16 protein-coding genes and 1 pseudogene are annotated in these 20,268 nt (G+C 70.9%); 8 read left to right on the top strand and 9 right to left on the bottom strand.

All coding sequences use genetic code 11. The annotated features are described in order from the left end of the window. The first annotated feature begins 76 nt into the window (after positions 1-76). Positions 77-1,270, top strand: a complete 1,194-nt coding sequence (gene coaE / locus HNR73_RS17280) for a dephospho-CoA kinase (protein WP_184788532.1) — start codon at positions 77-79, stop codon at positions 1,268-1,270. Here the strand turns inward: coaE and HNR73_RS17275 are convergent. Both HNR73_RS17275 and HNR73_RS17270 read right to left on the bottom strand, forming a co-directional pair. After that, positions 1,203-1,595, bottom strand: a complete 393-nt coding sequence (locus tag HNR73_RS17275; protein WP_184788531.1) for an MFS transporter — start codon at positions 1,593-1,595, stop codon at positions 1,203-1,205. The two genes, coaE and HNR73_RS17275, sit on opposite strands and share 68 nt — an antisense overlap. Further along, positions 1,556-2,587 (bottom strand): MFS transporter, encoded by a 1,032-nt coding sequence (locus HNR73_RS17270; protein ID WP_184788530.1) that lies wholly within the window; start codon positions 2,585-2,587, stop codon positions 1,556-1,558. Before HNR73_RS17270 ends, HNR73_RS17275 begins: the two co-directional genes overlap by 40 nt. A 71-nt stretch (positions 2,588-2,658) precedes the next feature. Between HNR73_RS17270 and HNR73_RS17265 the strand changes: the two genes are divergently transcribed. Further along, positions 2,659-3,261, top strand: a complete 603-nt coding sequence (locus tag HNR73_RS17265; RefSeq protein ID WP_184788529.1) for a TetR/AcrR family transcriptional regulator — start codon at positions 2,659-2,661, stop codon at positions 3,259-3,261. Here HNR73_RS17265 and HNR73_RS17260 read toward each other — a convergent pair. Then, on the bottom strand, positions 3,254-4,792 hold the full coding sequence (locus HNR73_RS17260; RefSeq protein WP_184788528.1) for a hypothetical protein: 1,539 nt from the start codon (positions 4,790-4,792) through the stop codon (positions 3,254-3,256). The genes HNR73_RS17265 and HNR73_RS17260 overlap by 8 nt on opposite strands. A 168-nt stretch (positions 4,793-4,960) precedes the next feature. Here HNR73_RS17260 and uvrB point away from each other — a divergent pair, with 168 nt between their 5' ends. Next, positions 4,961-7,060, top strand: coding sequence for an excinuclease ABC subunit UvrB (uvrB, locus tag HNR73_RS17255; protein WP_184788527.1), 2,100 nt, complete (start codon positions 4,961-4,963; stop codon positions 7,058-7,060). Positions 7,061-7,108: 48 nt separating this feature from the next. On the opposite strand, the gene HNR73_RS17250 is transcribed toward uvrB, so the two are convergent. Then, positions 7,109-8,365 (bottom strand): MFS transporter, encoded by a 1,257-nt coding sequence (locus HNR73_RS17250; protein ID WP_184788526.1) that lies wholly within the window; start codon positions 8,363-8,365, stop codon positions 7,109-7,111. Positions 8,366-8,462: 97 nt separating this feature from the next. Between HNR73_RS17250 and HNR73_RS17245 the strand changes: the two genes are divergently transcribed. Then, the gene (locus HNR73_RS17245; RefSeq protein ID WP_184788525.1) at positions 8,463-8,810 is read left to right on the top strand and encodes an ArsR/SmtB family transcription factor; all 348 of its coding nucleotides are present in this window, start codon (positions 8,463-8,465) and stop codon (positions 8,808-8,810) included. A 43-nt stretch (positions 8,811-8,853) separates the two neighbouring features. On the opposite strand, the gene HNR73_RS17240 is transcribed toward HNR73_RS17245, so the two are convergent. Next, on the bottom strand, positions 8,854-9,141 hold the full coding sequence (locus HNR73_RS17240) for an antibiotic biosynthesis monooxygenase family protein (RefSeq protein ID WP_184788524.1): 288 nt from the start codon (positions 9,139-9,141) through the stop codon (positions 8,854-8,856). A 278-nt stretch (positions 9,142-9,419) separates the two neighbouring features. Here HNR73_RS17240 and HNR73_RS17235 point away from each other — a divergent pair. Then, a pseudogene (locus HNR73_RS17235) lies at positions 9,420-10,373 on the top strand (TerC family protein); the annotation flags it as partial. Between the two features lie 330 nt (positions 10,374-10,703). On the opposite strand, the gene HNR73_RS17230 reads toward HNR73_RS17235, so the two are convergent. Both HNR73_RS17230 and HNR73_RS17225 read right to left on the bottom strand, forming a co-directional pair. After that, the gene (locus tag HNR73_RS17230) at positions 10,704-11,657 is read right to left on the bottom strand and encodes a C40 family peptidase (RefSeq protein ID WP_184788522.1); all 954 of its coding nucleotides are present in this window, start codon (positions 11,655-11,657) and stop codon (positions 10,704-10,706) included. A 116-nt stretch (positions 11,658-11,773) separates the two neighbouring features. After that, positions 11,774-12,850 carry a mandelate racemase/muconate lactonizing enzyme family protein gene (locus tag HNR73_RS17225; protein WP_184788521.1) on the bottom strand — a complete coding sequence of 359 codons (1,077 nt, stop codon included), beginning with the start codon at positions 12,848-12,850 and terminating at the stop codon, positions 11,774-11,776. A gap of 118 nt (positions 12,851-12,968) precedes the next feature. Between HNR73_RS17225 and bioB the strand changes: the two genes are divergently transcribed. Continuing rightward, positions 12,969-14,045, top strand: coding sequence for a biotin synthase BioB (bioB, locus tag HNR73_RS17220; protein ID WP_184788520.1), 1,077 nt, complete (start codon positions 12,969-12,971; stop codon positions 14,043-14,045). A gap of 1,442 nt (positions 14,046-15,487) precedes the next feature. Here bioB and HNR73_RS17215 read toward each other — a convergent pair. Together HNR73_RS17215 and HNR73_RS17210 are read right to left on the bottom strand one after the other, a co-directional pair. Next, on the bottom strand, positions 15,488-16,360 hold the full coding sequence (locus HNR73_RS17215) for a serine hydrolase (protein WP_184788519.1): 873 nt from the start codon (positions 16,358-16,360) through the stop codon (positions 15,488-15,490). A 34-nt stretch (positions 16,361-16,394) separates the two neighbouring features. Beyond that, entirely contained in the window at positions 16,395-16,955 is a 561-nt protein-coding gene (locus HNR73_RS17210) for a TetR/AcrR family transcriptional regulator (RefSeq protein ID WP_184788518.1), read from the bottom strand. 178 nt (positions 16,956-17,133) lie between these two features. On the opposite strand from HNR73_RS17210, the gene HNR73_RS17205 reads away from it, so the two are divergent. After that, the gene (locus HNR73_RS17205; RefSeq protein WP_184788517.1) at positions 17,134-19,323 is read left to right on the top strand and encodes an MMPL family transporter; all 2,190 of its coding nucleotides are present in this window, start codon (positions 17,134-17,136) and stop codon (positions 19,321-19,323) included. A gap of 17 nt (positions 19,324-19,340) precedes the next feature. Next, positions 19,341-20,261 carry an aminoglycoside phosphotransferase family protein gene (locus tag HNR73_RS17200; RefSeq protein WP_184788516.1) on the top strand — a complete coding sequence of 307 codons (921 nt, stop codon included), beginning with the start codon at positions 19,341-19,343 and terminating at the stop codon, positions 20,259-20,261. Positions 20,262-20,268: the final 7 nt, after the last annotated feature.

The following is a 20,268-nucleotide window of genomic DNA, read 5'->3' as shown; positions in this document are numbered from 1 at the left end:
AGCCACAAAAGGCCCACCCGGGCGACCGGGTGGGCCTTTTGCCTTCATGATCGAACCCGCGAGTAGTCTCGGGCGAATGTTGAGAATCGGCCTCACCGGCGGTATCGGCTCCGGCAAGAGCGCGGTCGCCGCACGCCTGGTATCGCTCGGAGCGGTCCTCATCGACTCCGACGTCCTCGCCCGCGAAGTCGTCGCGCCCGGCACGCCCGGCCTCGCCGCGATCACCGAGGCCTTCGGGAGCGACGTCATCGACACCGACGGGACCCTGGACCGGGCCACGCTGGCCGCGCGCGTCTTCGGCGACCCCGAAGCCCGCCGTGTCCTGGAGTCGATCACCCACCCGCGGGTCCGCGCCCGCGCGGCCGAGTTGTTCGCCGCCGCGCCCGCCGACGCGATCGTCGTCAACGACGTCCCGCTGCTCGCCGAAGTCGGCCTGGCGCCCACCTACCACCTCGTCATCGTCGTCGAGACGCCCCTGGAGACCCGTATCGCGCGCCTCGCGAGCCGGGGCATGCCCGAGGCGGAGGCCCGCGGACGCATCGCCGCGCAGCTCGACGACGAGGGCCGTCGCCGTGTCGCCGACGCCGTCCTCGACAACGGCGGCGACCTCACCGCCCTGCACACCGCCATCGACGAGTTGTGGCGCGAACGGCTCGTCCCCTACGAGCGCAACGTTCGCGAAGGCATCCGGGCACAGCGGCCGGAGGCGCTGAGCATCGACGCCTACGACCCCGCCTGGCCCGCGCGTTTCGAACGGATCGCCGCGCGCCTGCGCCACGCCATGGGCGAGGCGGCCCTCGCGGTCGACCACATCGGCTCGACCTCCGTGCCGGGACTGCCCGCGAAGGACGTCATCGACATCCAGGTCACCGTCGCCGACCTCGCCGACGCCGAGCGGCTCATACCCGAACTCGCCGACGCCGGATTCGTCTCCGTGCCCGGCATCCGCCACGACGACCCGAAGCCTTTCGCCCCCGACGTCCGCGACTGGGCCAAACGTATGTTCGGCGGCACCGACCCCGCCGACATCACCCACGTCCACATACGCGCCGAAGGCACCCCCGGACAGCGGTACGCCCTGATGTTCCGCGACTGGCTGCGCGCGAACGACGACGAACGCGACGGCTACGCCGACCACAAGCACGAACTCGCCGCGACGGGCATGACGACCAGCGACTACGCCGAGGCGAAGGAGCCGTGGTTCACCGAGATCCTGCCGCGCCTCGACGACTGGGCGAAGCGGACGGCCTGGGCCCCCGCGCGGCGGTGACCCCGCCGATCGCGGCGGCGGCGAGAGCGAGGAGAAGCGCGACGCGCATTCCGGCGGGTTCGTAGCCGGAGCGGGCCCACACGATCGTGGCGAGCGCGGGCCCGGAGGCGATGCCGATCTGCCGGAACAGGCTCGTGGCCGCCGAGACGGTGCCGATGAGGTCGTCGGGCGCGGAGGCCATGGCGACCGTCTGGTTCGCGGCGGCGAAGAGGCCGTAGCCGAGTCCGATGACGGCGAGGCGCCAGGCGAGGTCGCCGACCTGCCACGACGTGTCGAGTCCGACGGTCAGGGCGATGCCGAGCGCGCTGACCAGGGCGCCCGACATGGCGGTGCCGCGGGCGTTCCACCGATCGGCGAGCCATCGCTCAAGGGGCCCCCGGCGATCATCCCGGCGGGGATCGCGAGCAGCGCGAGGCCGGTCTGGGCTGGGGTGAACGACAGCGACCGCTCGGCGAAGAAGGGCGCGAGGAACTGTGCGCCGACGAGCCCGCCGGTGGCGAGGGCGAGCGCGGTCAGCGGTGGGGCGACTCCGGGTGCGCGCCACATTCTCCGCACGTCCTGTCCTGCCGGTGATCGGTGCCAGAGCAGGGCGGGCACGGCCGCGACGGGGAGGAGGGCGATCCAGGCGAGGCCGTTCTCCGTGGCGAGGGTGAGTGCGAGGAGGGCTGTGACGGCGGCCGACCCGAGCAGTGCGGTCTCGGTGAACCACGCGCGGTCGGGTACGCGCAGACCGTTCCCACGGGGGAGCTGGGCGAGGGTGATCGCGATGACGGCGAGGCCGACCGGGACGTTGAGGAGGAACATCCACGGCCAGCCCGGGCCGTCGAGGAGGAGCCCGCCAAGGACGGGTCCGGCGGCGCCGCCGATCGGGCCGAGGGTGAACACGACGCCGAGGGCGCGTCCGCGCCGGGACGGGTCGACGGCCGAGGCGGCGATGACCGGGAGCAGGGCGAAGAGGGCGGCGCCGAAGGCGCCCTGGGCGATGCGGGCGGCGATGAGCGGGCCGATCGCGGGGGAGAGGCCGGCGAGGACGCTGGCGGCGACGAATCCGCCGACGGTGAGGACCAGCGCGGCGCGGGGGCCGACACGGTCGAGCCAGCGGCCGCTGGGCAGCGCCAGCGCGATGAGCGGGAGCGTGTAGCCGAGCATCACCCAGGAGACGACGCCCGTGGTGGTGCCGAGGCGTTGTTGCAGGGTCGGCAGGGCGGTGTTGACGATCGTTGCGTCGAGCTGGGCCATGAAAACACCGACGCCGGCGGCGATGACGAGCCACCAGCGGTTCCGGACGAGTGGGGGAGGGGCGTGGGTTCGGGACAAGGGATTCTCCAAGAAGTTCTCAGGGTGTGCATAAAGTAAACTACACACCCTGAGAACTTTGGAGGGATCTCGTGACCGGAGCCACACCGCGGAACGCGCGCGGCCGCCGCACCCGTGAACAGCTGCTCGCCGCGGCGGAGCGGATCCTCGACGAGCAGGGCTTCACCGCGCTCACCATGAGCGCCGTCGCCGAGGCCGCCGGGATCTCGCGCCGGGGGATCTACCTGCACTTCGCCTCCCGCTCCGAGCTGATCGGGGCGCTCTACGACCACGTCGCGGAGAAGGCCGGCCGCGCCGCCTCACTCGAACGGGTCTGGGCGCGCCCGGACGGCGCGTCGATGCTCGACGAATGGGCCGCCCACCTGGCGCGCTACCACACCAAGGTGACGGGCGTCGACCGCGCGATGCGGGCCGTCCGCGACCACGACGCCGACGCCGCCGACCACCGGCGCGCCATCGTCGCCAACCAGTCCGGCGGCACCCGCCGGATCATCACCGCGATCCACGGCGACGGCCGCCTCGCACCCGGCTGGACCGTCGACACCGCCGCCGACATGCTCGGCGCGCTCATCTCCACCGACCTCGTCGACGGCCTGCTCACCGACCGCGACTGGAGCGAGGACGAACTCGCCGAGCACCTCGCGCTGCTGTTCCGGCGGACCTTCCTCAGGTGAGCCCGACGAGCGCCGCCGCGGGCACGTCGATCCACGCGATCCGGGTCGGTTTCAGGTCGGCGCGGCCGAGCCCGAACTGGGCCGTGCGCATCTCGACCCGCCGCAGGTGCTCCTCGGCGTCGAGCCAGTAGCGGTACGGCGCCTGTCCGGACGGCGCGGACTGGTCGCCCGGCATCGGCAGCTCGAAGGTCGTCGCGTGCGTCTTGCCCAGCCGCGACTCGCGCAGCCAGCTCGCCGTGTCCTTGATCGCGGCCAGGTCGTCGGGACCGCCGGAGGCCATGGTGAGCAGCTTGAACAGCAGCAGGTCCAGGTCGCTCGCACCGGTCTCGCCGTCGATCCGGGCCGCCCACTGCTGCGTCTGCCAGCCGTCGGGCGCGGCCGGAAGCGAGGGTTTCTTCGCCTTCCCCTCGACCGGCATCGGCCGCCACGAGACCCCGCCGGGCAGCACGAACATCTCGCCGTCGTCCTCGGCGCCCGGGTTGTCGACGGTCAAATACGCCAGGGGCCGCCGCCAGTCGACCCAGCCGACGGCGCTGAGGAGCTCACCGTCGCCGACGGGCAGCGTCAGTTTCACCTCGGAGACGGTGTCGGCGTTGTTGGGACGCAGCCCCGCGAGGATCTGCGCCTCGGCGTCGGTCACCTTCCGCGGTGTCACGGGCGGGCCGCCGAGCAGGTCGATCGCGGGAATCCGCGCGTCCTCCGGGTCCGGGCGCTGTTCGACCAGCAGGTCGACGGTGGCGAGCCCGTGCCCGCCGGGGTTGATCTGCACCCGGCGGAGCTGGCCGGAGCGGTCGATGTGGAACATCGCCTCCGGTGCGGCCGCCGGCGGCGCCTGGGACGCGTCCGCCGAGGGGTCGGGCGCGGGGGCCGTGCCGACGACCAGCGGTGAACGGAACACGTCGACGGTCACCCCGTCGATGCTGCTCTCGTCGAGCCACACCGCCCGCTCCTGGAACGCCGAGGTGTCGTCCGGCCCGTCGGAGCCGAGAACCATCACCGCCGACAGGACGATGTCGAGCGCCTGCCCGAGCGGATCGGCCGCCTCGCCTTCCGGTACGCCCCCCGCGGTCCGCCGGACGGTCCAGCCGTCGGCGGGGAGTTTCTCCGGGTCGGCGGCCATGTCGCCGGCACGCGTCGCGACGAGCCCGGGGACCGCCTGGACGAGGCCGGTGTACGTCGGCTGCGCCGAGGGCTTGATGGCGGCGTAGACCAGCGGCTGGGTCCAGTCGACCCAGCCGGAGATCTCGGTCTCGCCGAGTTCCTCGGGCATCTTCGCCAGGATCGCGACGGTCCCGAGCGCCAGGTTGTGCGCCCGCATGTTCGCCAGGCGCCCGGCCTCCTCGGCCGAGACCGAACGCGAGACCTCGGAACTCTGGTTCATGCACCCGACGCCGGCCCAGCTCACGCCGCCGACGAGCAGCGCGGCCGCGCCGATCCAGACGGCGACCTTGCGGCCGAAGGGCTGCGACGAGGTGCTCTTCTTCGGCGCCGGCTTCTTCGGCGCGGGTTTCTTGGTCAACTGCCGTTTCATCCCCACCCCGTGCCCAACGAGCCGGGTCGCCGAAAGTGACTGCGCCGACACCGAACCCTTGACGCGCGGGGGATGTCCCGGGCCGCCGAATGTCGCCTCGGCCACGTCTCCGGCCCCCGCCCGCGCGGGCTCTCGGACACTGTCGGACCCCCGGCGTACTTTTAGCGAATGGCCACTGAGATCCCCCGTGCCTCCGGCACGTTCACCGTCGTCAGCGACTACAAACCCTCGGGTGACCAGCCGGCGGCGATCGAGGACCTCGCGTCCCGGGTGACCGCGGGGGAGCAGCACGTCGTGCTGCTCGGCGCCACCGGTACCGGAAAGAGCGCGACCACGGCGTGGCTGATCGAGCGCCTCCAGCGCCCGGCCCTGGTGATGGCCCCGAACAAGACCCTCGCGGCCCAGCTGGCCAAGGAGTTCCGCGAGCTGTTGCCGAACAACGCCGTCGAGTACTTCGTCTCGTACTACGACTACTACCAGCCCGAGGCCTACGTACCGCAGACCGACACCTTCATCGAGAAGGACTCCTCGCTCAACGAGGAGGTCGAGCGCCTGCGCCACTCGGCCACGCACTCCCTGCTGACCAGGCGCGACGTCATCGTCGTCGCGACGGTCTCGGCCATCTACGGCCTGGCGACGCCCGCCGAGTACCTGCTCGGCTCGCAGAGCATCGCCGTCGGCGAGGAGCACGACCGCAACACCCTCCTGCGCCGGCTGGTCGAGATGCAGTACAACCGCAACGACACCGCCTTCACCCGCGGGACCTTCCGCGTCCGCGGCGACACCATCGAGATCATCCCGGCCTACGAAGAGCTGGCGATCCGCATCGAGATGTTCGGCGACGAGGTCGACAAGCTCTACTACCTCCACCCGCTCACCGGCGAGGTCGTCCGCGAATCCGACCGGGTCGTCATCTTCCCCGGCAGCCACTACGTCACCAGCCCCGAGCGCATGGAACGCGCCATCGGCACCATCGAGTCCGAGCTCGGCGAGCGCCTCGCCGAGCTGGAGCGGCAGGGCAAGCTCCTGGAGGCGCAGCGCCTGCGCATGCGCACCACCTACGACGTCGAGATGATGCGCCAGATCGGGTCCTGCTCGGGCATCGAGAACTACTCCCGGCACATCGACGGCCGCGACTCCGGCACTCCGCCGCACTGCCTGATCGACTACTTCCCGGAAGACTTCATCACCGTCATCGACGAGTCCCACGTGTCGGTCCCGCAGATCGGCGGCATGTACGAGGGCGACGCGTCCCGCAAGCGCACCCTCGTCGAGCACGGCTTCCGCCTGCCGAGCGCGCTGGACAACCGTCCGCTGCGCTTCGACGAGTTCCGCGAGCGCGTCGGGCAGACCGTGTACCTCTCGGCGACCCCGGGCAACTGGGAGCTGGAGCACTCCGGCGGCGAGTTCGTCGAGCAGGTCATCCGGCCGACCGGCCTGGTCGACCCGGAGGTCGTCGTGCGGCCCACGAAGGGCCAGATCGACGACCTCATGGAGGAGATCCGCACCCGCACCGAACGCGACGAGCGCGTCCTGGTGACCACGTTGACGAAGAAGATGTCGGAGGACCTCACCGACTACTTCCTCGACCACGACATCCGCGTCCGCTACCTGCACTCCGAGGTCGACACGCTGCGCCGGGTCGAGCTGCTGCGCGAGCTGCGTGCCGGTGAGTACGACGTCCTCGTCGGCATCAACCTCCTCCGGGAGGGCCTTGACCTGCCCGAGGTGTCGCTCGTGGCGATCCTCGACGCCGACAAGGAGGGCTTCCTGCGCTCCGAGACCTCGCTGATCCAGACCATCGGGCGTGCCGCCCGAAACGTGTCCGGTCAGGTCATCATGTACGCCGAGACGATCACCAAGTCGATGAAGCACGCCATCGAGGAGACCGACCGGCGCAGGGCCAAGCAGGTCGCCTACAACACCGAACGCGGAGTCGACCCCCAGCCGCTCCGCAAGAAGATCGACGATCTCCTCACCGACATCTACGCCGAGGCCGAGGACTCCTCGACCCTGGTCGGCGGTTCCGGCCGCCAGCGCAGCCGCGGCAAGGCCCCCGAGAGCGGCACCCGCAGCCGCAAGACCAGTTCGGTCTCGGGCGCCAAGCCGGGCATGGCCCGTGCCGAGCTCGCGTCGCTGATCTCGGACATGAACGAGCAGATGCTCAACGCCGCGCGCGAGCTCCAGTTCGAACTCGCGGCCCGTATCCGCGACGAGGTGCACGAGCTCAAGCGCGAGTTGCGGCAGATGGAGGAGGCGGGGATCTAGGCCCGGTTCCGCCCTCGGCCCCGCGTGGGCCGAGGGCGTTCCGTCCTATCAGGTCCGCGCGCCCTCGCCCGCCGGCTCCGCGGCGCACATCACGGCCGGTCGCCGCGGTCTCGGCGTCGTGCCCGCCTTGAGTCCCCACCGCACCAGCCCGGTGCCGAGCAGCGCCAGGCCGCCCAGCACCACCGCGAACACGGTCGCGCCGGTGCGCAGTCCGGCGGCCCCGCTGAGGTAGCCGGCGGCCACGGGAAGGGTTCCGGCGAGGAGGTACCCGCCGCCGTTCAGGCTCGCGTTGGCCTCGGCTCGCCGTGCACCGGGCACGTGCGTCGCGAGGAGGGTGAGGCCGCCGAGCTGCCCGAGGCCCTGCCCGGCCCCAGCGAGGACGGCGGCGGCGATGAGCGCGACGGCCGAGGACGCCCGCACCGCGACGACCAGTGTCGCCATGGCCGTGGCGGTGACCGCCGCCGCGCCGAGCAGGATCGGCCCCACCGGCCGGCCGCGTACGGCGAACTGCACCCCCGTCGCGGCCGCGAACATCACGAAGGCCATGGCGCCGGCGGCCGTCCGGCCGGTCGCGCCGAGCAGGTCGCCGAGCAGCGCGGGCCCGAGCGAGAGCACGAAGGACGTCGCCGTGATCCCGGGAGCGAACACGGCGGTTCCGGCGGCGAGGTATCCGCGTGTGTCGCGCGGTACGAAGGGGATCCGGACGACCCGACGGCTCGCGGCCACCCGTACCGGGCGGGGGAGGGGCAGCCGGAGCGTGACGGCGATCGCGGCGGCCAGCAGCACCAGTTCGATGAGGAACACCGTCACCGTCGGACCCGGCAGCGTCTCGGAGACCACGCCGGCGAGCAGGGGACCGAGTCCGGCACCCAGCACCATGGCCGTGGACGCGAGCAGGGAGCCCTGTGAGCGGCGGCCGGGCCCGGCGACGTCGGAGACCGCGGCCATGCCCGCCGAGACGGTGGCGCCGACCGCCAGGCCGGTGAGGAGCCGTGCGAGGGCCAGCAGGGACACGGAGTCGGCGACGGCGAACAGCGCCGAAGCCGCGGCGGCCAGCCCCAGGGCGGGCAGCAGTACGGGCCGTCGGCCGATGCGGTCGGACAGCGCGCCCGCGAACAGCAGCGCGCCCAGGAGCCCGGCGATGTAGCAGGCGAAGACGACCGTCATCGTGCCCGTGCCGAAGCCGATCTCGCGCTGCCAGAGGCCGTAGAGGGGCGTGGCGGCGTTCGACAGGACGAAGACGGCCGTGATCGGCCAGGCGGCGGCCCAGACCGTCGCGCGGCCCGGATGTGGTGCGGGGTGCATCGGGACTCCTCAAGGCGGTAGTACGACTCAACTCGTACAAGTACGAGCGCAGTCGAACCTAGCACCTAGTACGATAGGAGTCGTACAAGGAGGTCCGATGTCCTGGAAAGTGATCGAGATCCCGGTCGACGCCCCCGCGCCGCTCCCGGAGCCCCGGGTGGACGAACTGCGCCTGGAGAACGTCTTCGGGGTGCTCGCCGACCCGCTCAGGCTGGGGATCGTGCGCAAGCTGCTCCTGGAGTCGGAGGCCTTCGACCACACCTGCGGATGGTTCGGGCTCGACCGGCCGAAGTCGACGCTCACGCACCACTTCCGCGCCCTGCGCGACGCCGGAGTGATCCGCCAGCGGCAGTACGGGCTCGAACGCCGCAGCCACGTGCGCGTCGAAGACCTGGAGGCGCGCTTCCCGGGTCTGCTGAGGCTCGTCGTCGACCGGGCGGCGTGAAAAGGGGACGGACCGGGACGATCGTCCCGGTCCGCGTTCGGCGCTACACGTCGGCGAAGTGCTCCACCACCGGCGGCGAGGCGAAGAACGGGCCGAGCGCGGCCCGCCACTCACCGAAGCGGTCGGAGGCCCGGAAGCCCTGCTCGTGCGCCTCGACCGAATCCCACTCGATGAGCAGGACGAAGCGGCTCGGGGACTCCACTCCACGTGTCATCCGGACGGTGCGGCAGCCCTCGGTGGCCTCGACGAGATGCCTGGCGCCCGCGTACGCCGTGCTGAACTCCTGCTCGCGGCCTGGGGTGATGTCGAACATCGCGACTTCAAGTACCATGGCGGGAGTTTGACAGTTGGCTTGCGCGCCGGAGCGAGTCCCCTCACAATTAATGAGCAAAGACGCATCCGGTGCTGACATCCGCACAGCCGTACGCCACAATAGTGCGAGCGGGAGGGGAGTATCCCCCGCGGCGACTGTCGTCAACACGGTGGTTCGACCCTGATGAGAAGGGCGGCCCCCGGCATCGCCGGTCCCTGCGCGACATGCCAGTCGCGATGAGATGGGAGAGACCTTCCGGGCACACCTTTTCGTGTTGAACCGGAAGGCTACTTAACGTGAACATCCCAGCCTGGGTCTGGGTGGCCACCCTGTGTGGTCTCGCCCTGCTGTTGATCTTCGATCTGGCGATCATCGGCAGACGTCCGCATGAACCCTCGATCCGCGAGTCGGGCCTGTGGGTCGGCTTCTACGTCGCCCTCGCGGGTGTCTTCGCCCTCGGCATCTACCTGACCTCGGGCGGGCAGTTCGCCACCGAGTTCGTCTCCGGCTGGGTCACCGAGTACAGCCTCTCCGTCGACAACCTCTTCGTCTTCGTGATCATCATGGGACGTTTCGCCGTACCGAGGATCTATCAGCAGAAAGTGCTGATGATCGGCATCATCCTCGCGTTGATCATGCGCGGTGCCTTCATCGCCGTCGGCGCGGCCGTGGTGAGCCGCTTCGTCTGGGTCTTCTACCTCTTCGGCCTGTTCCTGATCTACACGGCCATCCAGCTCGTCCGCAACAAGGACGAGGACGAAGACGTCAACGAGAACATCATGATCCGGTGGGCCCGCAAGGTCCTGCCGGTCTCGAAGGACTTCGACGGCTCGCGCATGACCACGCGCATCAACGGCCGCAAGTTCGTGACGCCGATGCTGATCGTGATGATCGCGATCGGAACCACCGACCTCATGTTCGCCGTGGACTCCATTCCGGCGATCTTCGGGCTGACGCAGGAGCCCTACCTGGTGTTCACGGCCAACGTGTTCGCCCTGATGGGCCTGCGGCAGCTGTACTTCCTGCTCGGCGGGCTGCTCGACAAGCTGGTCTACCTGTCGCTCGGCCTCGCGGCCGTCCTCGGGTTCATCGGCGTGAAACTGCTCTTCCACGCCCTGCACGAGAACAACCTGCCCTTCATCAACGGCGGGCAGCACATCGAATGGATCCCCGACATCTCGACGAACCTGTCGCTCGTCGTCATCGTCGGCGTCCTCGCGATCGCGACCGTGGCCAGCCTCATCAAGGCCCGCTCGATGACGCCCGAGCCCGCCGCGCCCGGCGCGGTGGCCTCCTCCGCCGGGGGCCCCGCCCCCGAACCCGGTGCCGAGAACCACGGCGCCGGTGAGGACGGCCCGGGAAAAGGCCAGGGCAAGGCCGCGTCGACGACAACGTCCCCGAAGCGGAACCGACCCGGGCAAGGCGGGGCGATTCCGGAGCCGAATAGGCCGAAGTAGGGGAACCGAGAACACGGCGGCCCGGAGCCATGAGCTCCGGGCCGCTTCTCGTCGGCCGGCGTACCGGGCACACGAGAAGCGGCCCGGGACACCGTCCCGGGCCGCGCCTCACGATCTACCGGCTCAGCCCGCGGCCGCACCGTCCGCCGCGTGCACCCGCACCGCACCGGCACCGACCAGCGTCGACCGCCGGTCACCGGTGAAGGTCTCGTGCACGACCTTCCCGTACACGCCCGACGCGTGCAGGATCGTCGGGTCGCCGTTGTCGTCGGGCACACCGACCAGACCCACGTGGTGGATGTGGCGCCCGTCCTTGGCGAAGAAGTACAGATCACCCGGCGACGCCTCGGCGGGCTCCAGCGCGTCCGACGCGGTCCGCTGGTCGTCGGCGTCACGCGGGACGGTGACCCCCAGGTACCGGTACACCAGGTGCACCAGACCCGAGCAGTCCACGCCGTAAGCCGACAGGCCGCCCCACACGTAGGGCACCTCCAGCAGACGCGCGGCGACCCTCAGCACGGCCTCACCGGTCAGATCCTCCGCGCGGTTGGCCGCGGACAGGTCATGCCCGCGCACCCACGCCGGGTCCTTCGCGCCGGGCACGGCCACCGGGATCCACCCGCGATAGGGCGTATCGACCTTCGTCAGCCGCGTCCCCAGGATGATGCCCGGGACGATCACGTCGCCGTCGGGCTCGTCGCGCAGCGCCGTCGCGGTGGCGTCGACGACGTACTCCTCGCCATCTCGCTCCGGAACGGGCGAGATCTGCGCCAACGGCACCCAGCCCGGGTAGCCGCGCTCGCCGAGCTTGGCGGCGGGCTGTCCCGGGACGACGACCTTGGCCCAGTCGCCCTCGATCGCCTCGACGACGACCTCGTCGTTGAACAGCATCTGCGTGAGGGTCTTCTCACCGAGACCGTTGACCCTCAGGTCCCGGCCCATGGACGCGACCCACTCCCGCACACCGGAAGGGGCGCGCAGCGCGGGCGCGGTGATCTCGTCGGGCTCCTGGGGTGAAGCCCACAGCGTTGCGGTGGCGACCGAGACGACAGCGGACTGTCCGATCTCGACGGTCACATTCCCTCCCCTTGGTTCAGCTGGCCGTACGGCCGGTTGCTCGCACGAACGATACGGAACCCGATCAGGTTTCGCACCACGCCGCGCCAGAATGAAAGCGACTCGTGACGTAACGGTTAGCCGGACCGGCTCTCGATGTCAACGGTGACACCGAGTCCCGGTCCGGACGGCAATACGATACGGCCCTCGGCGTAGGTCAACGGCGGCGCGGTGAGCCACCACGCGGCGTCGAGGTCGCTGACGGCGGTGGTGCCGAAGGCGGCGACGAGACTCGCCGCCGCGGCGACCCCGATGTGGCTCTCCATCATCGATCCGACGATGGTGCCCATGTCGTGGGCGCGGGCCAGGCCGAACAGGGTCCGGGCGGCGCGGATGCCGCCGCACTTGGCGAGCTTGACGTTGACCATGTCGGCCGCGCGCCGTTCGATGACCTCGACGAGATCGCGCACGCCGTGGACGGACTCGTCGGCCATGATCGGGGTGATGGTGCGGCTCGTGACGTAGGCGAGGGCGTCGAGGTCGTGGGCGGGCGTGGGCTGTTCGACGAACTCGATGCCGAGTCCGGCGTCCTCGAAGCGCCCGATGATGCGCACGGCCTCTTTGGCGTTCCAGCCCTGGTTGGCGTCGAGGCGCAGGCCGATCTCGTCGCCGACGGCGGCCCGCACGGCCTTGATGCGGGCGATGTCGCCCGCGGGGTCGGCGCCGACCTTGATCTTGAGGACCGTGAAGCCCTCGGCGACGCGCTGCGCGGCGGCGGCGACCAGGGCGTCGGTCCCGGCGGCGGAGAGGGTCACGTCGGTCGGCACGGTCGTCGCCGAGCCCCCGAGGTAGCGCGTGAGGGACACACCGAGCCGCTTGGCGGCAAGGTCGTGCAGGGCGACGTCGACGGCGGCCTTGGCGCCGTGGTTGCCGACGACGGCGGCGTGGAGCCGGTCGAGGAGCGCGTTGAGGTCGTCGGGGTCACCGCCGAGCAGCGCGTCCCGCAAGGGGCCGTCCACGCAGGATCGCGCGCCGGCGAGGGACTCTCCGGTCACGCGCCACACCTGCGGGGCCTCGCCGACACCGGTGTTGCCGTCGTCGTCGGTGACGGTGACGGCGACCGACTCGACGTGGCTCGCGGTCCGCAGGGCGGTCACGAAGGGGGTGTGCAGCGGGATCCTCGCGATGCGCGTGGAGATCTCGGCGATGGGCATGCCTGGGACCTTATCCCGAAGGTGGCCGCCAACGGAAGATCACCTGAATACATTCTCTGATTTCCTTTGGAGGGATCCTCCAAAAGCTCGGTGTGATCGTGCTGGCATTATCTGTCGCATGACTGCCACAGACACACGCGCCGTACTGGACTCGCTGGTCGACAGTGGACTGTCCGGACGGGAGCCGTCACGGGAGGACCTCCTCGCGGTCCTGGCCACGACCGACGCCGAACTGCTCGACGTGGTCGCCGCCGCCGGGAGGCTGCGCCGCCGGTACTTCGGCGACCGGGTCAAGCTCAACTACCTGGTCAACCTCAAGAGCGGCCTGTGCCCGGAGGACTGCGGGTACTGCTCGCAGCGGCTCGGGTCGAAGACCGAGATCCTCAAGTACACGTGGCTGTCGCCGGAGGACGCCGCCAAGGCCGCCACGGCGGGCGTGTCCGGTGGGGCCAAGCGCGTCTGCCTCGTCGCCAGCGGGCGGGGGCCGACCGACCGCGACCTCGACCGCGTCGGGAAGACGATCGAGGCGATCCGTGCGGAGAACCCGCGGGTCGAGGTGTGCGCCTGCCTGGGGCTGCTGTCGGACGGGCAGGCCGAGCGGCTGCGCGAGCATGGTGTGGACGCCTACAACCACAACCTCAACACCAGCGAGGACCAGTACGGGGAGATCTGCTCCACGCACGACTTCGCCGACCGCGTCGAGACCGTGGGGAAGGTCCGCACGGCTGGACTGTCGCCCTGTTCGGGGCTGATCGCGGGGATGGGGGAGACCGACGCCGATCTGGTCGATGTCGTGCTGCGGCTGCGCGAGATCGAGAGCGACTCGGTGCCGGTGAACTTCCTGATCCCCTTCGATGGGACGCCGCTGGAAGGGACGTGGGGGCTCACGCCGCAGCGTTGCCTGCGGATCCTGGCGATGGTGCGTCTCGCCTGCCCGGACAGGGAGGTGCGTCTGGCGGCGGGACGTGAGATCCACCTGCGCACGCTCCAGCCGCTGGCGCTGCACGTGGTCAACTCGATCTTCCTGGGGGACTACTTGACGAGCGAGGGCCAGGCGGGTGCCGACGACCTGAAGATGATCGCTGACGCGGGCTTCACGGTCGAGGGCGCGGAGGAGACGACGCTGCCCGAGCAGCGGGAGCGGATCCGGATCCGCCGCCGCGGCGCGGGGACGGAACTCGCGCCGAACGCTTGAGGGCTGGGGCTGGGGCTGGGGAGGGCCGGCGGCGCGTGCGTGAGTGGGGAGGGCGCGTCGTCGGGCTTCGCGGCTCCCACGCGGTGGGGACCGGGGCGCGGTGGTCTGGTTTGGGGCGGGTCTCGCTTCGCTCGGGCGCTCGCCCGCCTGCGCCGGGGACGCAAGACGCGGCCTCGTGAGCGTGAGTCTCGCTTCGCTCGCCCAAGCGGGCCAGGGAAACCCGGCCGTAGTCTCGTCCTAAGGGAGTCTCGCTTCGCTCGACCAAGCACGCCGGGACCCGCTCGCAGCTTCGCCACGCGGGCGAGTCTCGCTCGCTCGCCCGCCTACGCCGGGGACCCGGCACCGGCGGCGGGCCGCAGCCCGATCCCATGCCTGGCAGGCGGTTTCGTTCGCGCCGCCCAAATAGGCACAGCAGCGTTCATCCACCAACGCCGGGGACGCAAGACGCGGCCTCGTAAGCGTGAGTCTCGCTTCGCTCGCCCACGCAGGCCAGGGAACTCGGCCGCAGCGGCCCGCCAAGGCCGAGTCTCGCTTCGCGGCTCACCCACGCCGGGGACCCGGCGCCGGCGGCGGGCCGCAGCCCGATCCCATACCCGCAAGGCGGTTTCGTTCGCGCCGCCCAAACAAGCACAGCAGCGTTCACCCACCCAACGCCGGGAACCCAGGACACGGCTCGGTGAGGGCGAGGCGGCGCTTCGCTTGCCGCGCCCGCCGGTGGCGTGGCTTGGTGGGCGCAAGTGCCGCTTCGTGGATCGCCGAGCCTGGGGACGCAAGACGCGGCCTCGTGAGCGTGAGTCTCGCTCACACCGGGAACCCGGCCGCAGCGCTCTCGCCTGGGTGAGTCTTGCTCGCCCACGCCGGGAACCTGCCCGCATCCGTCCCGTCAAGGGTGAGTCTCGCTTCGCGGCTCACCCACGCCGGGGACCCGGCACCGGCGGCGGGCCGCAGCCCGATCCCATACCCGCAAGGCGGTTTCGTTCGCGCCGCCCAAACAAGCACAGGCCCTTAAAAGCTCATCCACCAACACCGGGAACCCAAGACGCGGTCCCGCGAGCGTGAGTCTCGCTTCGCTCGCCCACGCAGCCCAGGGAACCCCGGCCGCAGCGGCCCGCCAAGGCCGAGCCCCGCTTCGCTCGCACACCCCGGCCGGGAAGACGCCGCGTTTCCGCAACCCGGCGAGTCTCGCTTCGCTCACCCGCCACGCCGGGAACCCGGCGGCGTTTCCGCGCCCACGCCGGGGACCCGGCACCGGCGGCGGGCCGCAGCCCGATCCCATACCCGCAAGGCGGTCTCGTTCGCGCCGCCCAAACAAGCACAGGCCCTTAAACCTCACCCACCAACACCGGGAACCCAAGGCACGCCCCCACAAGCGCGAGTCTCGCTTCGCTCACCCACCCAGGGAACCCGCCCGCATCCCCCCACCCAGGCGAGTTGCCCCACCCTCAGGCGCTCTCGTCCTCCGCGTCTCCACCCAGTCCGTGTCGTGCTTCCCAGCTGGTGGCCGCGATTGTCGCGAGTAGTGCGCAGGCTTCGTCTTCGCCGCGTTGGGAGTGGGCGGCGGGGCTGGTGACGCAGACGGAGAGGATGTAGGCGGGCGCGTCGTCGGGGTAGATGATGGCGGTGGAGTGGCGGATGCCGTCGATCCAGCCGTTCTTGAGGGCGGTGGGGGTGCCTTCGGGGAGTCCGCGGGCGAGGTCGACGTGGAATTCCTGTGCGCGGAGGACGTCGATCATTTCGAGTGAGGCGCGCTGTGACGCGATGGTCCCGTTGGCGATGGCGCGGAACAGGGTGGCGAGGTCGGCGGCGGTGATGACGTTGTCGATGCCGGCGTCGCGGGCGCCGAAGTCCTCCATGCCGCGGCGGGTGCGGCTTCCGGTGGCGCCGACGGTTTCCCAGAGGGCGTCGGCGGCGTCGTAGCCGACGGCTTCGAGGGCGAGGTTCGTCGCGAGGTTGGACGAGCGCACGATCATGCGGCGGAGGAGCCAGCGGAGGGGGACGGTTGCTCCGCGCTTGTCCCAGACGGTCTGATCGGAGTCGTAGGACTCGGTCATCTCGAAGCGGCCGCCGGTGGGGCCTTGGCTTGCGAAGTCGTGGTGGACCGGGACGGGCGCGTCGAGGTCGAGTTCGCGGGCGTCGGCCATGCGGTAGGCCGCGGCCATCACGCCGACCTTCATGGTGCTCGCGGGGTAGTGCCCTTCCTCGGCGAGGCGGGTGTAGGCGGGTTCGCCTTCGAGGCGTCCACACCAGACGGACACCGTCCCGGGGAGCGCTGCGATTGCGGGTTCGAGCGCCTGGAATGCATCGTTCGCGGCCATGGCGCCGACCATACCGCTTCGGTGTGACGGTGGATCAATGCGCGGTTCGGCGGCGGAGTCCGAGGATGCGGCGGCCGGTGTCGGTGAGGGTTTCGCGCATGGTGGCGTCGTCGACGTCGGTGAGCATCGGTGAGGACGCGGTCGTCGCGATCGCCGACAGGGCCATGCTCGCCCGGATCCGTTCGGCGGGGTCTTCGGGGTCGCGGGTGAGGACGTACAGGGGCCTGGTGAGCAGGTCGGCGAAGGAGTCGCGTTCGCCGAGGGCGTGGAGCACTCCGGGGTCGGAGCTGAGCAGTGTGATGAGGTCGCGGTGCCGGACGGTGAGTTCGACGAAGCCGGCGATCATGTGCTCGGCGCGGGCGGCGTGGCCGCGTTGGGCTTCGGCGTCGTCGATGATGGCGCGCATCTCGGCGAGGGCCGGTTCGATGACGGCGTCGAGGATGTCGTCGCGGGTTTTGAAGTGGTGGTAGACGGCGGCTTTGGTGACGCCGAGCCGGTCGGCGATCATCTGCAGTGAGGTCCCGGCGAAGCTGTGCAGCGCGAAGAGCTGCCGCGCTGCGGCGAGTAGTCGCGTCCGGGTGTTCTCACTTGCCATGACGCCATTGTTCCTCATGGTCGACACCTTCCGTGACCTTGCCGATCGACTAGCCGCCTGCTAGCCGATTGTAAGGTTCTTCACTAGCCGATCGGCTTGGTACTGCCTTGCCGATCGGCTAGCTTTTGACCGTGGGCCGCCCGCCGGAGGCGCCCGTGTACAGGCTGGAGCCCTTCCTGTGGCAACGTTCCTCTACCGACTCGGCCGGTTCTCGTACCGCCGACGCGGCATCGTCCTGATCATCTGGCTGGCGGTCCTCGGCCTCGCCGGGATCGGCGCGGCGACGCTCGCCGGCAACACCTCCGGCGGGTTCAGCATGCCGGGCACCGAGTCGCAGGAAGCCCGCGACCACCTCGCCGAGGTCGACCCGGTGGCCAACCCGGGTGGCGCGATGGCGCGCGTCGTGTTCGTCGCGCCCGACGGCCAGACCCTCGCCACCGAGCAGAACGCGGCCCTCGTCGGCGCCGTCGTGCTCCAGCTCAACGACCTCGACAAGGTCGCCTACGCCACCGACCCCTTCAGCACCGGCGCGGTGTCCGGGGGCGGGAACTACGCCTATTCGCAGGTCGCCTACGAGGTCGAGGGCCTCGAACTCGGCGACGCCGACCACGACGCCCTCGAAGCCGCGCTCACGCCGGCCCGGGAGGCCGGGCTGACCGTCGAGGTCGGCGGGGACGCGCTCCAGGCGATCCCCGAGACCGGAGTCGCCGAGGTCCTCGGCGTCGGCATCGCCGCGATCGTCCTCATCATCACCTTCGGCTCGCTGGTCGCCGCCGGACTGCCCCTGCTGACCGCGCTGATCGGCATCGGCGTCGGCGTCGCGGGCATCACCACCGCCTCGGGCTTCATCGACCTCAACTCCAACACCACGATCCTGGCGTTGATGCTCGGCCTCGCCGTGTGCATCGACTACGCCCTGTTCATCGTGTCGCGCTACCGGCACGAACTGAAGGTCCGGGAGGACGGCGAGGAGGCCGCGGGCTACGCCGTCGGCACCGCCGGTTCGGCCGTGGTGTTCGCCGGCCTGACCGTCGTCATCGCCCTCGCGGGCCTGTCGATCATCCGCATCCCGCTGCTCGTCGCGATGGGCCTGGCCGCGGCCGCGACGGTCGCGATCTCGGTCCTGGTCGCCTTGACGCTCCTGCCGGCCCTGCTCGGTTTCGCCGGGCGCCGCATCCTCCCGCGTCGCGAGCGCAAGAACACCGAGCGGCCCGAGCGCACCCCGATGGGGGAGAAGTGGGCCCGCTTCGTGGTCCGCTTCCGCGTCCCGGTTCTGATCCTGTCCCTTCTCGGCCTCGGCGTGCTCGCCGTCCCCGCCGCCGACCTGCGCCTGGCCCTCCCCGACGACGGCATGGCCACCGCCGACACCACCCAGCGCAAGGCCTATGACCTGATCACCGAGGGCTTCGGCCCCGGCGTCAACGGCCCTCTCGTCGTCGTGGTCGACGGCGCCGACAGCACCGACCCGATGGCCGCGGCCACCGAGATCGGCGCCCGCATCGGCGGCCTCGGCGAAGGCGTGATCGTCACCCCGCCGCGGCCCGCGCCCGACGGCACCACGGTCCTCCTCACCGTCATCCCGTCCAGCGCGCCCACCGACGAGGCCACCACCGACCTCGTCCACGCCATCCGCGACGCCCGCGACGGGATCCGCGACGACACCGGCGCGGTGATCTCCGTGACCGGCCTGACCGCCATGAACATCGACATCAGCCAGAAGATGTACGACGCGCTGCTGCCCTACCTGGCCATCGTCGTCGGACTCGCCTTCCTGCTGCTCATGCTCGTGTTCCGCTCGATCCTGGTCCCCCTCAAGGCCGCCCTCGGCTTCCTGCTGAGCGTCGCCGCGACCTTCGGCGCCGTCGTCGCCGTCTACCAGTGGGGCTGGCTCGACACCGTCTTCAACGTCGACGAACCCGGCCCGATCATGAGCCTGCTGCCGATCCTGCTCGTCGGCATCCTCTTCGGACTCGCCATGGACTACCAGGTCTTCCTGGTCACCCGCATGCGTGAGGACTACGTGCACGGCGCCGGAGCCAGGGACGCGGTCGTGACCGGCTTCCGGCACGGCGCGAGAGTCGTCGTGGCCGCCGCGATCATCATGATCAGCGTCTTCGGCGGCTTCATCTTCGCCGACGAGTCCCTGATCCGCTCGATCGGTTTCGCGCTCGCCTTCGGCGTCCTCGTCGACGCCTTCGTCGTCCGCATGACGATCGTCCCGGCGGTCATGGCGCTGCTCGGGAGGTCGGCGTGGTGGCTGCCGCGCTGGCTCGCCCGGATCCTGCCCAATGTGGACGTCGAGGGCGAGAAGCTGTCCCGCACGCTGGCCGCCCCCGAGCGGGAAACGGTTGGCGCCGGAGCCCGCTAGCAGGCGATCATGGTCTGATGCCGGACCTGACGATCCCCAAGGCCCTCCTCGAATCACGCGGAAACACCGAGGAGGGCCTTGCCTGGTTCGCCTCCCTGCCCGACCGGATCGACCGTTACATCCGGGACTGGGATCTGCGGATCACCGGAAACGCCATGGCGGGCATGGGCTCGCTCGTCGTCCCCGTCGACGTGGCCGGCGGAACCCCGGCGATGCTCAAGCTCCAGCCCGTCGACGACGAGACCGTAGGCGAAGCCGTCGGCCTGCGGATCTGGGACGGCGACGGTTCGGTGCGACTGCTCGACGAGGACCCCGACACCGGGGTCCTCCTGCTCGAAGCGCTCGACCCTTCCCGTGACCTCATGGCCGTCGACGACGAGGAGGCCCTCGACGTCGTCATCGCGCTCCTCGCGCGACTGACCGCCGTCCCCGCGCCGCCCGGCCTGCGCACGCTCTCCGACATCGCCGCCCAGATGGTCGCCGACACCCCCGCCGCGCTCCCGAAGCTCGCGCTCCCCGAGGAGCGCAGGCTCGTCGAGTACGCCGCCGGCGCGGTCGCCGAGCTCGTGGGGGAGGCCGGCGACCGGCTCCTGCACTGGGACCTGCACTACGAGAACGTCCTGGCGCCCCTGCCCGGCAGCGGCCGCGAACCGTGGCTCGCGATCGACCCCAAGCCGCTCGCCGGCGACCCGGGCTTCGACCTGCTCCCGGCGATGTACAACCGCTTCGACGAGATGGTCGCCACCGGCGACGTCGTGAAGGCCGTCCTGCGCCGCTTCGACCGCATGGTCGACGGGCTGAGCCTCGACCGCGACCGCGCCGTCGTGTGGACGGTCGGCAGGGTCCTCCAGGACGCCCTGTGGAACGTGGAGGACGGCTTCGACCGCCTCGACCCCCACCGCAGCGCGATCGGCATGGCCCTGCTCGGCCGCTCCTGAAGGTATG

Origin of the sequence: Phytomonospora endophytica, assembly GCF_014202425.1 — a bacterium.
Classification (GTDB): Bacteria; Actinomycetota; Actinomycetes; order Mycobacteriales; family Micromonosporaceae; genus Phytomonospora; species Phytomonospora endophytica.
This window is presented reverse-complemented; position numbering and strand designations above follow the sequence as displayed.